Source organism: Streptomyces sp. NPDC031064, assembly GCF_055570965.1.
Genome location: NZ_JBVIGF010000001.1, coordinates 714,825 through 729,961, shown reverse-complemented (window position 1 = coordinate 729,961; position 15,137 = coordinate 714,825). Strand labels below are relative to the sequence as shown.

Annotated in this window: 11 protein-coding genes; all 11 read left to right on the top strand. The window is 72.7% G+C overall.

Annotated features, from left to right (window positions below):
• Positions 1–91: 91 nt before the first annotated feature.
• The 11 genes from ACZ46W_RS02980 to ACZ46W_RS02930 all read left to right on the top strand — a co-directional run bounded on the left by ACZ46W_RS02980 (position 92) and on the right by ACZ46W_RS02930 (position 15,136).
• Positions 92–1,630 carry a sugar ABC transporter ATP-binding protein gene (locus tag ACZ46W_RS02980; RefSeq protein ID WP_468330324.1) on the top strand — a complete coding sequence of 513 codons (1,539 nt, stop codon included), beginning with the start codon at positions 92–94 and terminating at the stop codon, positions 1,628–1,630.
• On the top strand, positions 1,627–2,643 hold the full coding sequence (locus ACZ46W_RS02975) for an ABC transporter permease (protein ID WP_468330321.1): 1,017 nt from the start codon (positions 1,627–1,629) through the stop codon (positions 2,641–2,643). The genes ACZ46W_RS02980 and ACZ46W_RS02975 overlap by 4 nt, the downstream gene beginning before the upstream one ends.
• 52 nt (positions 2,644–2,695) lie before the next feature.
• Positions 2,696–3,733: a substrate-binding domain-containing protein gene (locus ACZ46W_RS02970; RefSeq protein ID WP_468330318.1), complete on the top strand. Its 1,038-nt coding sequence runs from the start codon at positions 2,696–2,698 to the stop codon at positions 3,731–3,733.
• A 134-nt stretch (positions 3,734–3,867) separates the two neighbouring features.
• Entirely contained in the window at positions 3,868–5,016 is a 1,149-nt protein-coding gene (locus tag ACZ46W_RS02965) for a Gfo/Idh/MocA family protein (protein WP_468332419.1), read from the top strand.
• A 10-nt stretch (positions 5,017–5,026) separates the two neighbouring features.
• Positions 5,027–6,031 carry a sugar phosphate isomerase/epimerase family protein gene (locus ACZ46W_RS02960; RefSeq protein WP_468330315.1) on the top strand — a complete coding sequence of 335 codons (1,005 nt, stop codon included), beginning with the start codon at positions 5,027–5,029 and terminating at the stop codon, positions 6,029–6,031.
• A gap of 318 nt (positions 6,032–6,349) precedes the next feature.
• Entirely contained in the window at positions 6,350–10,051 is a 3,702-nt protein-coding gene (locus ACZ46W_RS02955) for a ThuA domain-containing protein (RefSeq protein WP_468330312.1), read from the top strand.
• A gap of 91 nt (positions 10,052–10,142) precedes the next feature.
• A complete protein-coding gene (locus ACZ46W_RS02950) occupies positions 10,143–11,375 on the top strand; it encodes an inositol-3-phosphate synthase (RefSeq protein WP_468330309.1) in 1,233 nt (410 codons plus the stop codon).
• Entirely contained in the window at positions 11,372–12,682 is a 1,311-nt protein-coding gene (locus tag ACZ46W_RS02945; RefSeq protein ID WP_468330306.1) for a UbiA family prenyltransferase, read from the top strand. The genes ACZ46W_RS02950 and ACZ46W_RS02945 overlap by 4 nt, the downstream gene beginning before the upstream one ends.
• Positions 12,679–13,611 carry a sugar phosphate isomerase/epimerase family protein gene (locus tag ACZ46W_RS02940; RefSeq protein ID WP_468330303.1) on the top strand — a complete coding sequence of 311 codons (933 nt, stop codon included), beginning with the start codon at positions 12,679–12,681 and terminating at the stop codon, positions 13,609–13,611. The genes ACZ46W_RS02945 and ACZ46W_RS02940 overlap by 4 nt, the downstream gene beginning before the upstream one ends.
• 65 nt (positions 13,612–13,676) lie before the next feature.
• Complete coding sequence (locus ACZ46W_RS02935; protein WP_468332416.1) at positions 13,677–14,288, top strand: EboA domain-containing protein; 612 nt, start codon at positions 13,677–13,679, stop codon at positions 14,286–14,288.
• Complete coding sequence (locus ACZ46W_RS02930; protein ID WP_468330300.1) at positions 14,288–15,136, top strand: TatD family hydrolase; 849 nt, start codon at positions 14,288–14,290, stop codon at positions 15,134–15,136. The genes ACZ46W_RS02935 and ACZ46W_RS02930 overlap by 1 nt, the downstream gene beginning before the upstream one ends.
• Position 15,137: the final 1 nt, after the last annotated feature.

Here is a 15,137-nt window from a genome sequence, read left to right as displayed (position 1 = left end):
GCACACGACGCACACCTGGTACCCCGCCCTGCCCGCTCACCGGCACTGCACCGCACCGCACTCACGCACCGCGCCCGCCGAGGGGATTGTCATGGCAACACCAGAACCACCCCTGCTCACCATGTCCGGCATCACCAAGTCGTTCCCCGGCGTACGCGCCCTCGACGGCGTCGACCTGGAGGTCAGGGCAGGCGAAGTCCACTGCCTGCTCGGCCAGAACGGCGCCGGCAAGTCCACCCTCATCAAGGTCCTCGCCGGCGCCCACCAGCCCGACGACGGCACGATCACCTGGCGCGGCGAGCACGTCACGCTCAAGTCGCCGATCGCCGCCATGCGCCTCGGCATCGCCACCATCTACCAGGAACTCGACCTGGTGGAGGGCCTGTCCGTCGCCGAGAACGTCTTCCTGGGCCACGAGCCCACCACCGCGGGGTTCGTCGTGCGCGGCCGCAGCGCACGGGCCACCACCGCCGCCCTGCTGCGCCGCCTCGGCCACCCGGAGATCGACCCCGCCCGGGCGGTGGGCGACCTGTCCGCCGCCCAGCGGCAGATCGTCTCCATGGCGCGCGCACTCTCCCACGACGTACGCCTCATCGTGATGGACGAGCCGTCCGCCGCCCTCGACCCCGACGAGACCGCCAACCTCTTCCGGATCGTCGCCGGCCTCACCGCCGACGGGGTCGCCGTCGTCTACATCTCCCACCGGCTGGAGGAGATCCGTCGCATCGGCGACCGCGTGACCGTCCTCAAGGACGGCCGGGCCGTCGCCGGGGGACTGGCGGCCAAGGACACGCCGACGCGCGACATCGTTGCCATGATGACCGGCCGGAATGTCGAGTACGTCTTCCCCGAACGCCCCGCGGCCGCACCGCTCACCGGGGAGCCCGTCCTGAAGGTCGAAGGGCTCGCCCGTGAGGGGGAGTTCGCACCGATTGACCTGGAACTGCGGCCCGGCGAGATCGTCGGCCTCGCCGGGCTGGTCGGTTCCGGGCGCTCCGAGATCCTGGAGACCGTCTACGGCGCCCGCCGCCCCACCGCCGGACGCGTCCTCGTCGACGGCCGCCCCCTGCGCCCCGGCAGCGTCCGCGCCGCCGTCCGTGCCGGACTCGGCCTCGCCCCCGAGGAACGCAAGGCGCAGGGCTTGCTCATGCTCGAATCCGTCACCCGCAACGTCTCCGTGTCGTCCCTGCCCCGCTTCGCGCGCGGTGGCTGGATCGACCGCGCGGCCGAACGAGCCGCCGCCCGCGCCGCCACCCGCGACCTGTCGCTGCGCCCCGACAACCCCGACGCCCGCGTCCGCACCCTGTCCGGCGGCAACCAGCAGAAGGCCGTCCTCGCCCGCTGGCTGCTGCGCGGCTGCCGCGTCCTCCTCCTCGACGAGCCGACCCGCGGCGTCGACGTCGGCGCCCGCGCCGAGCTGTACGCCGTGATCCGCCGCCTCGCCGACGACGGGCTCGCCGTCCTGCTCGTGTCCAGCGAGGTCCCCGAAGTGCTGGGCCTCGCCGACCGGGTGCTGGTGCTCCGGGAGGGCCACGTCGTACACACGGCACCCGCCCGGGAGCTCGACGAACACCGCGTACTCGACCTTGTGATGGAAGCCCCTGTGATGGAAGGGAGCCCGACGCCATGACGCAGCCCGCGCCGGTCACGACCGCCGAACCACCCGTCGGCAAATCCGGTGACAGGCCGACCCTGGGGCTGCGGGCCGACGTCCGCAACCTCTCCCTGCTCGGTGTCCTCGCCGTACTGATCGCGGTCGGCGGCATCACCAAGCCCGACCAGTTCCTCGACACCAACAACCTCCAGCTCGTGCTCACCCAGGCGTCCGTCATCGGCGTCGTCACCGTCGGCATGACGTTCGTCATCACCAGTGGCGGCATCGACCTGTCGGTCGGCGCGATCGTCGCCCTCGCGTCCGTCTGGGCGACCACCGTCGCCACCCAGGAGTACGGCTTCGCGGGCATCCTCTTCACAGCGGTGGTGGTCGGGCTCGGCTGCGGCCTGGTGAACGGCGTGCTCATCGCGTACGGAGGGATGGTCCCCTTCATCGCGACACTCGCCATGCTGGCCTCGGCGCGCGGACTCGCCCTCCAGATCACCGACGGCAAGACCCAGATCGTCACCGTCCAGTCGGTCCTCGACCTCGGCGTCCCGGACGCGTACATCCTCGGCATACCGCCGCTGGTCCTGGTCTTCGCCGCCGTCACCGTCATCGGCTGGCTGGTGCTGAACCGCACCACCTTCGGCCGGCGCACCGTCGCCGTCGGCGGCAACGCGGAGGCGGCCAGGCTCGCCGGCATCGACGTACGCCGCCAGCGCCTCTACCTCTACCTGCTGTCCGGGCTGTGCTGCGGCATCGCGGCCTTCCTGCTGATCGTCCTGGCGGGCTCCGGCCAGAACACCAACGGCAACCTGTACGAGCTCGACGCCATCGCCGCCGCGATCATCGGCGGCACCCTGCTCAGCGGCGGCCGCGGCACCATCGCCGGCTCCGTGCTCGGCGTCCTCGTCTTCACCACCATCACCAACATCTTCGCCCTCAACAACCTCCAGAGCGACGTCCAGCAGATCGCCAAGGGCGCGATCATCGTCGCCGCCGTCCTGGTCCAGCGCCGCACCGCACGCGGCTCCGGCGAGGCCTGATCCCCCTTTGCGTTCCCCGCCTGTGTGTCCCGACCGGAAGGGTTCCCCCGCCATGCCACAAACCAGCCGCAGAGGACTGCTGTTCGGCACCGCCGCCGTCTCCGCCGGTGCCCTGCTGTCCGCCTGCACCAGCAACGAGCCCAAGAACTCCGCCCCCGCCACCAACAACGTCCCGGCCGCCGACGACAAGCCCGGCACGCCCGTCACCATCGGCTTCGCCGGCCCGCAGGCCGACCACGGCTGGCTCAACGCCATCAACGTCAACGCCAAGCAGCGGGCGGAGAAGTACTCCGAGGTGACCCTGGAGATCACCGAGGGGTCCAACGACACCGCCACCCAGATCGGCCAGATCCAGACGCTCATCAACAAGAAGGTCGACGTCCTGGTCATCCTGCCGGCCGACGGCAAGGCCCTCACCCAGGTCGGCCTCCAGGCCATGAAGGCCGGCATCCCGGTGATCAACCTCGACCGGATCTTCGCCTCCCCGCAGGCGTACCGCTGCTGGATCGGCGGCGACAACTACGGCATGGGCCTCAACGCCGGTCGCTACATCGGCGAACAGCTCAAGGACAAGCCGAACGCCAAGGTCGTCGAGCTCGCCGGACTCGACAACCTGGAACTGACCAAGCAGCGCACCCAGGGCTTCGACGACGCCCTGAAGAACTACCCCAACATCAAGAAGGTGGCGCGGCAGGCCGCCGAGTTCACCGTCGAGTCCGGCCAGGCCAAGATGGCCCAACTGCTCCAGGCTCAGCAGCAGTTCGACGCACTGTGGAACCACGACGACGACCAGGGCGTGGGCGCGTTGCGCGCCATCCAGCAGGCCGGCCGGGACGACTTCCTGATGGTCGGCGGGGCGGGCGCCAAGTCGGCGATGGACGCCATCAAGGCCGACAACAGTGTGCTGAAGGCGACCGTCCTCTATCCGCCGACCATGGCCGCCTCCGCCATCGACCTGGCCCGCGCGCTGGGCCAGAAGAAGGGCGTCGGAGGCATGTCGGAACTGGAGATCCCGGCCTCGATCACCCTCTACTCGGCCGTGGTGACCAAGGGCAACGTCGACGAGTACCTGCCGACGGGCTTCAGTTGATCCGGCTCTGCCCGCCCCCACCGAGCAACCGACGAGGAGGAACCCGTATGGCGCAGCAGGACCGTTCGGCGCGGCAGGACCGTTCGGCGCAGCAGGAACGTTCGGCGCAGCAGGAACGGACAATCGGCATCGGCATGGTCGGGTACGCGTTCATGGGTGCCGCCCACTCACAGGGCTGGCGCACCGTGGGCCGCGTCTTCGACCTGCCCCTGCGGCCGGTGCTCGCCGCCGTCTGCGGCCGTGACGCCGCGGCCGTGCGGGCTGCCGCGGACAAGCACGGCTGGGCCGCCGCCGAGACCGACTGGCGCGACCTCGTCGCACGCGACGACGTGGACGTCGTGGACATCTGCACCCCGGGCGACAGCCACGCCGAGATCGCCGTCGCCGCCCTGGAGGCGGGCAAGCACGTGCTGTGCGAGAAGCCGCTGGCCAACACCGTCGCCGAGGCCGAGGCCATGGCCGCCGCCGCCGACCGGGCCCGGACGCGCGGCCAGGTCGCCATGGTCGGCTTCAACTACCGCCGCGTGCCCGCCATGGCGTACGCGCGGCAGCTCGTGGCCGACGGGCGGCTGGGTGCGCTGCGCCACGTACGGGTGACCTACCTCCAGGACTGGCTGGTCGACCCCGACTTCCCGCTCACCTGGCGGCTGGAGCGCAAACACGCCGGGTCCGGGGCGCTCGGCGACCTGGGTGCCCACATCGTGGACCTCGCGCAGTACCTGGCGGGGGAGCCGCTCGTCGGGGTGTCGGCGCTCACGGAGACCTTCGTCCGCGAGCGGCCGCTGCTCGCCGGCGCGTCGGCCGGGCTCTCGGCGTCGGGGGGCGCCGAGCGCGGGGCCGTCACGGTGGACGACGCGGCGGTGTTCACCGGGCGGCTGGCGTCGGGGGCCCTGGTGTCGTTCGAGGCGACCCGGATGGCGGCGGGCCGCAAGAACGCGCTGCGGCTGGAGATCAACGGGGAGCGCGGATCACTCGCCTTCGACCTGGAGAGGCTGAACGAGCTGTCGTTCTACGACGGGAGCGACCCGGCGCAGTCGGCCGGCTTCCGGCGCATCCTCGTCACCGAACCGGGCCACCCCTACCTGGAGGCGTGGTGGCCGCCCGGCCACGCCCTCGGCTACGAGCACACCTTCGCCCACCAGGCGCGCGATCTCGTCCACGCCATCGCCTCCGGCACCGACCCGGCGCCGTCCTTCGCGGACGGGCTGCGGGTGCAGCGCGTGCTGGCCGCCGTGGAGGAGAGCGCGGAGAAGAACGCCGTCTACACCCCCGTACCGCTGTAGGAGGTCCGCCGTGCCCCGTCCCTTCACCCTCTTCACCGGCCAGTGGGCCGACCTGCCGCTGGAGGAGGTCTGCCGCCTCGCCCGTGACTTCGGCTACGACGGCCTCGAACTCGCCTGCTGGGGCGATCACTTCGAGGTCGACAAGGCGCTGGCCGATCCCTCGTACCTGGACGGGCGGCGGGCGCTGCTCGACAAGTACGGGCTGAAGTGCTGGGCCATCTCCAACCACCTGGTCGGCCAGGCCGTCTGCGACCACCCCATAGACGAGCGCCACCAGGCGATCGTGCCGGGGCGGATCTGGGGCGACGGCGACCCCGAGGGCGTGCGGCAGCGGGCCGCGCGGGAGCTGGCCGACACCGCGCGGGCGGCCGCCGCGTTCGGCGTGCGCACCGTCATCGGGTTCACGGGGTCGTCCATCTGGCACCTGGTGGCGATGTTCCCGCCGGTGCCGGAGCGGATGATCGAGCGCGGGTACGAGGACTTCGCCGAGCGCTGGAACCCGATCCTGGACGTCTTCGACGCCGAGGGCGTGCGGTTCGCCCACGAGGTCCACCCCAGTGAGATCGCCTACGACTACTGGACCACGCAGCGGGCCCTGGAGGCGGTGGACCGGCGCCCGGCCTTCGGGCTGAACTTCGACCCCAGCCACTTCGTGTGGCAGGACCTGGACCCGGTCGGGTTCCTCTACGACTTCCGGGACCGGATCTACCACGTGGACTGCAAGGAGGCGCGGCGCCGGCTGGACGGCCGCAACGGCCGGCTCGGCTCGCACCTGCCGTGGGGCGACCCCCGGCGCGGCTGGGACTTCGTGTCGGCCGGGCACGGGGACGTGCCGTGGGAGGACGTCTTCCGGATGCTGCGCTCGATCGGTTACGACGGCCCGGTGTCGGTGGAGTGGGAGGACGCCGGGATGGACCGGCTGACCGGCGCGCCGGAAGCGCTTGCCACGCTGAAGCGGTACGACTTCGACCCGCCGGCCGCCTCCTTCGACGCCGCGTTCGGCGGCGCGGACTAGGGCAGACCGGCAGGTCACCGGCCCGGTGGTGGTCACCGCCACCGGGCGCCCCGGCCTGCCCGCACCCCGCTTTGTCCAGCGCCGGGAAAAAGTGCAACTCACGTTCCGCACAAGGGCTTTCGGCTCAGGAACAACCCGGCTAACGTCCCCTTGCACACCACCCAGGCCTGAACCCGACCAGCGTGACGGCGCACGCCGGTCCCCGGACAACCCGGCGCGGCACCCCGGGGCAGCACCAGCTCGAAGCACCACCCGGGAGCCGCCCGATCGAGGCAACACGCCCGTACCCGTGTATCCGGCCTTCTCCGGAGGACATTCGTGCACAGAAAACGGCTCGGAGCGCGCAACGCGCTCGCACTCCTCACCGGCGGCCTGCTCGCCGTGACGTCGTTCGCCCTCGGCGCCCCGCCGGTCGTCGCGGCCGACGCCCCGGCGCCGTCGGCGGCCGAGGAGCAGTTCCAGCAGGTCACCCTCGCCAAGGGCGGCGAGGAGGTCGGCGAACCGATGTCGCTGGCCGTACTGCCCGACCGCAGCGTGCTGCACACGTCCCGTAACGGCGAACTGCGGCGTACCGACGCCGCCGGCAACACCAAGGTCATCGGCTCCGTCCCGGTCTACTCCCACGACGAGGAGGGCCTCCAGGGCGTCGCCCTCGACCCCGACTTCGCACGCAACCGGGCGATATTCCTCTACTACGCGCCCCCGTTCGACACCCCGGCCGGGGACGCGCCCAACGACGGCACGGCAGCCGACTTCGCCAAGTACGAAGGCGTCAACCGCCTTTCCCGGTTCGTACTGAAGGCCGACGGCACACTCGACAACGCCAGCGAGAAGAAGGTCATCGACATCCCGGCGACGCGCGGCATCTGCTGCCACGTCGGCGGTGACATCGACTTCGACGCGCAAGGCAACCTGTACCTGTCGACGGGCGACGACTCCAACCCCTTCGCCTCCGACGGCTTCACCCCCATCGACGAGCGGCCCACCCGCAACCCCGCGTACGACGCCCGCCGCACCTCGGGCAACACCAACGACCTGCGCGGCAAGATCCTCCGCATCAAGGTCGCCGACGACGGCTCGTACACCGTCCCCGACGGCAACCTCTTCGCGCCCGGCACCGCCAAGACCCGGCCCGAGATCTACGCCATGGGCTTCCGCAACCCGTTCCGCTTCAGCGTCGACAAGAAGACGGGCGTGCTGTACGTCGGCGACTACGGCCCCGACGCGGGCGCGGCCGACCCCAAGCGCGGCCCGGCCGGACAGGTCGAGTTCGCCCGCGTGACCAAGCCGGGCAACTTCGGCTGGCCGTTCTGCACCGGCGACAACGACCCGTACGTCGACTACGACTTCGCCACCAAGACCTCCGGCGCCACCTTCGACTGCGCGGCGCCGAAGAACGACTCGCCGCACAACACGGGCCTGGTCGACCTGCCGCCGGCCGAGCCCGCGTGGATACCGTACGACGGCGGGTCCCTTCCCGAGTTCGGCTCCGGGTCGGAGTCGCCGATGGGCGGGCCGGTGTACCGGTACGACGCCGCCAACCCCTCTCCCGTCAAGTTCCCCGAGGCCTACGACGGCGACTTCTTCGCCGGCGAGTTCGGGCGGCGCTGGATCAAGCGCGTCGAACACGGCTCCGACGGGGCGGTGCAGTCCATCACCCCCGTGCCATGGACCGGCACGCAGGTGATGGACATGGCCTTCGGCCCGGACGGCGCGCTGTACGTGCTCGACTACGGCACCGCCTGGTTCGGCGGCGACGAGAACTCCGGCCTCTACCGGATCGAGAACGCCACCGGAGGCTTCTCGCCGGTCGCCGAGGCGTCGGCGAACAAGACCTCCGGCCAGGCGCCGCTGCGGGTCGCCTTCTCGTCGGCGGGCACGACGGACGCCGACGGCGACGCCCTGACGTACCACTGGGACTTCGGTGACGGCACGGGTACGTCGACGGCCGCGAACCCGACGTACACCTACCGGAAGAACGGCACCTACACCGCGACCGTCACCGCGCGCGACCCCTCGGGCCGCACCGGCTCGGCCAGTGTCCACGTCGTGGTCGGCAACACGGCGCCCAAGGTGACGCTCGACCTGCCGAAGGACGGCGCGCTGTTCAGCTTCGGAGACGAGATCCCCTTCAAGGTGACCGTCACCGACCCGGAGGACGGCACGATCGACTGCGCCAAGGTCAAGGTCACCTACATCCTCGGCCATGACAGCCACGGCCACCCGGTGACCTCCGCGAACGGCTGCACCGGCACCATCAAGACGTCGGCCGACGGCGGCCACGACCCGAACGCCAACATCTTCGGGGTCTTCGACGCCGAGTACACCGACGGCGGGGGCGGCGGGCAGGCCGCGCTGACCAGCCACGACCAGGCGCAGCTCCAGCCGCGCCACCGGCAGGCCGAGCACTTCTCGGCGCAGTCCGGCATCCGTACGTACGACAAGGCCACCGCGCACGGCGGCAAGACCGTCGGCGACATCGACGACGGTGACTGGATCTCCTTCACGCCCTACAACCTCACCGGGGCCACCAGGCTCACGGCCCGGATCTCGTCCGGTGGCGCGGGCGGCTTCCTGGAGGTACGCACCGGATCGGCGACCGGCACACTGCTCGGCTCGACCCCGGTGCCGGTGACCGGTGGCTGGGAGACCTTCCAGGACGTCGACGTCCCGCTGCGATCCGTACCGAAGCGGACCACGCAACTGTTCCTGGTGTTCAAGGGCGGGGCGGGCGCCCTGTACGACGTGGACGACTTCGAACTGTCGAACACACCGGTCGACCGGACCGCCAAGCGGGTGCTGGTCTTCTCCAAGACCGCCGGCTTCCGGCACGACTCCATCCCGGCCGGCATCGCCGCTCTGAAGGAACTGGGCGCCGCCGGCAACATCACGGTCGACGCGACGGAGACCGCCGCGCAGTTCACCACGAACAACCTCGCCCGCTACGACGCGGTCGTCTTCCTGTCGACCACCGGGGACGTGCTGAACGCCGAGCAGCAGAAGGCGTTCGAGAACTACGTCGCCACGGGCGGCGGCTACGTCGGCGTCCACGCGGCCGCCGACACCGAGTACGACTGGGAGTTCTACGGCGGACTCGTCGGCGCCCACTTCGCCTCCCACCCGCACATCCAGCCCGCCACGGTCCGGGTGGAGGACCACCAGCACCCGGCCACGTCCCACCTGCCGGCGGCGGGCTGGGAGCGCACGGACGAGTGGTACAACTACCGCACCAACCCGCGCGGCCAGGCCCGTATCCTCGCCACCCTCGACGAAACCACTTATCAGGGCGGCACCATGAAGGGCGATCACCCGATCGCCTGGTGCCAGACCTACGAGGGCGGGCGGGCCTTCTACACCGGCGGCGGCCACACGGTCGCCTCCTACGCCGAGCCCGCGTTCCGGCAGCACCTGCTGGGCGGCCTCCGCTACGCCACCGGCCAGGTGAAGGCCGACTGCAAGCCACGCACCGGCTACCGCTCCCTGTTCAACGGCCGGACCCTGGAGGGCTGGAAGCAGGCCGGACCGGGGAAGTTCACCGTCGTGGACGGTGAGCTGCGCACCGAGGGCGGCATGGGGATGCTCTGGTACCAGGCGAAGGAGTTCTCGTCGTACTCGCTGAAGCTGGACTGGAAGATGGCGGGCGACGACAACTCCGGTGTCTTCGTCGGCTTCCCGGCCTCCGACGACCCCTGGTCGGCCGTGAACAACGGCTACGAGGTCCAGATCGACGCGACCGACGCCCCCGAGCGCACCACCGGTGCCGTGTACGGCTTCAAGTCGGCGAACCTCAAGGTCCGTGACCAGGTCCTCCGGCCGCCCGGCCAGTGGAACAGCTACGAGATCAAGGTCCAGGGGGAGCGCCTCCAGGTCTTCCTCAACGGCGTGAAGATCAACGACTTCACCAACACCGACCCTGTCCGCAGCCTGAAGGACGGCTACATCGGCATCCAGAACCACGGCGCCGACGACCAGGTGTCCTTCCGGAACATCCAGCTCAAGGAGCTGCCCTCGTCCCCGTAGGGGGCCGCTCCCGTACAAGCCGGCGGCGGGCGGGGAGGCGCCGTACCCCCCGCCCGCCGTCTCCAACGCACCGCACCCAGGGAGGCTGGCCATGTTCGATGAACGCCGAGTCGCAGACGCCGGGAGCGCAGGGGGCACCGGGGACCCCGGGCCCGCCGGAGCCCCCGAGGCGGGCGGGGACCCCCAGGCCTCCGAGGTCTCCGAGGCCGTCGGCGCCGGCGCCGTCGGCGTCTGGTTCATCGGGGCGCGCGGCTCCGTCGCCACGACCGCCGTGGCGGGGTGCGCTGCCGTCGCCGCCGGGCTGCACCCGCCGACCGGCATGGTCACCGAGACCCCGCCGTTCGCCGCGTCCGGCCTCCCCTCCCTCTCCTCGCTCGTCTTCGGCGGGCACGACACGGCGGCGTGCCCGCTGCCCAAACGGGCGGAGGAACTGACGGCGGCGGACGTCCTGCCGCACGGTCTGGCCGCCGCCGTACGCGGTGAACTCGCCGCGGCCGACGCCGAGATCCGCCCCGGCGGCCCCGTCCCCGGTGACACCCGCACCGACGACGAACTCATCATGTCCTTCACCTCCGACATCACCGACTTCACCCGCCGCCACCACCTGGCCCGTACGGTCGTGATCAACGTCGCCTCCACTGAACCCGCGCCGGGCCCGGACGACCCGCGCCTCGCTCCCAGCTCCCTCTACGCGGCCGCCGCACTCCGGGCCGGCTGCCCCTACGTCAACTTCACCCCCTCCACCGGGCTGCGCACCGCGGCCCTCGCCGACGCCGTCGCCGCCTCCGGACTTCCCCACGCGGGCCGCGACGGCAAGACCGGCCAGACGCTGCTCCGCTCCGTGCTCGCCCCGATGTTCGTGCAACGCGCCCTGTCCGTACGGGCGTGGTCCGGCACCAATCTCCTGGGCGGCGGGGACGGGGCGGCGCTGGCCGACCCCGCCGCGGCGGCCGCGAAGAACGCCGGCAAGGAACGCGTCCTCGCCGATGTGCTCGGTGGCGCCCCGGAGGGCGAGGTCCACATCGACGACGTACCGGCCCTCGGCGACTGGAAGACCGCCTGGGACCACATCGCCTTCGACGGCTTCCTCGGCTCCCGGATGATCCTCCAGACCATCTGGCAGGGCTGCGACTCGGCGCTCGCCGCCCCCTTGGTGCTGGACCTCGCCCGCCTCGTCTCCCGCGCCCACCAGGCCGGCCTGTCGGGGCCCCTGCCCGAGCTGGCCTTCTACTTCAAGGACCCCGACCCCGGCGGCCCGGCGGCGCTCTCCGACCAGTACGCCACGCTCCTCTCCTTCGCCGCCCGCCTGCGGGACGCCGCATGACGGCGCGCCTTGGCGCATGGGCGGAACTCCTCCGCGTCTCCGCGCTGTTCTCCGTGCCGGGCGACGCCCTCGCAGGCGCGGCGGCTGTGGGGGCGCGCCCCAACCGGCGCACCGTGCTGGCCATCGGTTCCTCCCTCTGCCTGTACGAGGCGGGCATGGCGCTCAACGACTGGTCGGACCGCGCCGAGGACGCCGTCGACCGCCCGCACCGCCCCATTCCGTCGGGCCGCGTCGCACCGCCCGCCGCCCTGGCCGCCTCCGCCGCACTGACGGCCACCGGCCTCGCGCTCGCCGCCCGCGCGGGCCGTGCGCCCTTGACGGTGGCGACCGCCCTGGCGGCGACGGTCTGGGCGTACGACCTCCGCCTGAAGCACACCCGCGCGGCCCCCGCCGCCATGGCCACCGCCCGCGCCCTGGACCTCCTCCTCGGCGCCACAGCCACGGCCACAGCCACGGCGACGGCCACGGCCACGGCGACCGGGGCGACCCCGGGCGCGCCGCCCTCGCGGGCGCGGCGCGCGCGGCGTGAGCGCGTCGGCCACGGCACGCGCCGCGCGGCAGGCCATGCGGCACCGGGCGCGGCCGTGCTGGGCGCCGCCGTGCCGGGCGCCGCGACCCCGGGCGCCGTGGCACCGGGCGCCGTGGCACCGGGCGCCGCCGTACTGGGCGCCGTGGCGCCGGGCGGGGCCGTCCGGTCGGCCGCGCGAGCGGTGGTGGCCGCCCTGCCGTCCGCCGCCGCGCTCGGGGCACACACCTACGCGGTGACCGCGATCTCCCGTCACGAAGCCCACGGCGGCTCGACGGCCGCCCCGCTCGCGGCCCTCGCGGCCGCCGCGACCCTGGCCGCCCTGCTGGGCCGCGGCGGCCACGCGCCGCCGGGCGAGCGCCACGGCCGGGCAGCCGCGCGGCCCACCCCTCGGGCCTCCAGGGGCGCGCCCCCGGCTTCGGGACGCGGAGGTCGCCCGATGCCCCTGGGCGCGGAGAGAAGCGCCGGGAAGAACCTCGCAGCCCCCGCCCGGAACGCCGCCGCCGGCCCGCGGCCCACGCCCCTCACCCTGCCGGGTCGGCAGCCCGTCACCGCCCTCACCGCGGCGGCCTACCTCCGCACCGCCGCCGTGCCCTTCCTGCACGCCGCGCTCAACCCCTCACCACCCCTCACCCAACGCGCCGTCGGCGGCGGCATCCGCGCCATGATCCCGCTCCAGGCCGCACTCGCCGCCCGAGGCGGAGCCACCGGCACCGGGCTCGCCCTCATGGGGCTCGTCCCCCTCGCCCGCGCACTCGCACGGAAGGTGAGCCCCACATGAGCGCCCCCAATCGCCCCTCTGCCCGCGACCAGGCCCGCACCACGGGCCCCACCACCTCCCTCCGCTTCGGCTACGGCACCAACGGCCTCACCGACCTCCGCCTCGACGACGCCCTCGCCCTCCTCGCCGACCTCGGGTACGACGGCGTCGGCCTGACGCTGGACCACATGCACCTCGACCCCCTCGCCCCCGACCTGGCCGCCCGCACGGCCCGCGTCGCCCGCCGCCTGGGCGACTTGGGTCTGGACGTCACCGTCGAGACCGGCGCCCGCTACGTGCTCGACCCCCGCCGCAAACACGGCCCCTCCCTCCTCGACCCGGACCCCGACGGCCGCGCCGCCCGCACCCGGCTCCTCATCCGCGCCGTCCAGGTCGCCGCCGACCTGGGCGCGCACGCCGTGCACTGCTTCAGCGGCACCACCCCCGGCGACCTGCCCACCACCGACACCACCACCGCCTGGAAGCGGCTCGAAGAGTCACTCACCCCCGTCCTGGACGCCGCGGCCACGGCCCGCGTCCCACTCGCCATCGAACCCGAACCAGGCCACCTCCTCGCCACCCTCGCCGACTTCCACCACCTCCGCCGCCTCCTCGGCGACCCCGACCCCCACCTCCTCGGCCTCACCCTCGACATCGGCCACTGCCAGTGCCTGGAGCCGGCACCCCCGGCCGACTGCGTACGCGACGCCGCGCCCTGGCTGTGCCACGTCCAGATCGAGGACATGCGGCGCGGCGTCCACGAACACCTCCCGTTCGGCGACGGAGAGATCGACTTCCCACCCGTCCTGGAAGCCCTGGCCGCCACCGGCTACCAGGGCCTGACGGTCGTCGAGCTGCCCCGCCACTCCCACGCGGGCCCCGAACTCGCCCGCTCCTCCATCGAGTTCCTCCGCGGCCGGACCGGCACGAAGGGAGAACCGGCACCGTGACGACGTCCCGCGAAGAACCGCGCGAGCAACCGCGCACGGACCAGCGCACGGACCAGCCCACGGACCTGCGCACGGAACTGGACGACCGGCTCGGCGGCGCCGCCCGCGCCTGGCTGGACGAGGCCCTCGCCGAGGCCGCCCATGCCGCCTGCGCCCCACCCGGACCACCGAGCCCCTATGTGTCCGCCTCCTGGGAGCTGCGGTTCGCCTCCGCGGGCCGCCACTGCGGCCAGGAACACGCCGACTCCGTACGCACCCTCCTCCTCCACGAGGCCCGCGCCGACACCGACACCCTCACCCGCCTCTACCACCACGGCACCGCCGCCGAGCGCCGCGCCGTCCTGCTCGCCCTGCCCTCCCTCGTACCGGGCCCCGAGGCCCTGCCTCTGGTCGAGGACGCCCTGCGCACCAACGACACCCGGCTGATCGCCGCCGCCGTCGGCCCCTACGCCGCCGCCCACCTCGACCCGCACTCCTGGCGGCACGCCGTCCTCAAGTGCCTGTTCACCGGCGTCCCGGTCGACGCCGTCGCCGACCTGCCCCGGCGAGCCCGCGGCGACGCCGAACTGGCCCGGATGCTCGCCGACTACGCCGCCGAACGCACCGCCGCCGGCCGCCCCGTCCCCGCCGGCCTCCACCGCGTCCTCGCCCTGACCGTCCCCCCGGAGGAGTCCTGATGCGCATCTTCGACCCGCACATTCACATGACCTCCCGCACCACGGACGACTACCAGGCGATGTACGACGCCGGGGTCCGCGCTCTCGTCGAGCCCTCCTTCTGGCTCGGCCAGCCCCGCACCTCGCCCGCCAGCTTCTTCGACTACTTCGACTCCCTCCTCGGCTGGGAACCCTTCCGCGCCGCCCAGTACGGCATCGCCCACCACTGCACCCTCGCCCTCAACCCCAAGGAGGCCAACGACCCCCGCTGCACCCCCGTCCTCGACGCCCTGCCCCGCTATCTCGTCAAGGACTCCGTCGTCGCCGTCGGCGAGATCGGCTACGACTCCATGACCCCCGCCGAGGACACCGCGCTGGCCGCCCAGCTCCAGCTCGCCGCCGACCACGGCCTGCCCGCCCTCGTCCACACCCCGCACCGCGACAAGCTCGCCGGGCTGCGCCGCACCCTGGACGTCGTCCGCGAATCCCACCTCCCCCCGGAGCGGGTCCTGCTCGACCACCTCAATGAGACAACCGTAAAGGAGGCCTCTGACAGCGGCGCCTGGCTCGGCTTCTCCATCTACCCCGACACCAAGATGGACGAGGAGCGCATGGTCGCCGTCCTCAAGGAGTACGGCACAGAGCGCGTACTGGTGAACTCGGCCGCCGACTGGGGCAGGAGCGACCCGCTCAAGACCCGCAAGGTCGGCGACGCCATGCTCGCCTCCGGTTTCACCGACGACGACGTCGACCAGGTCCTGTGGCGCAACCCCGTCGCCTTCTACGGCCTCAGCGGCCGCCTCCACCTCGACCTCCCCTCACCGGGCGCCCTCCACGAGGGCAACTCCATCCTCCGCGGCGGGGAATGAG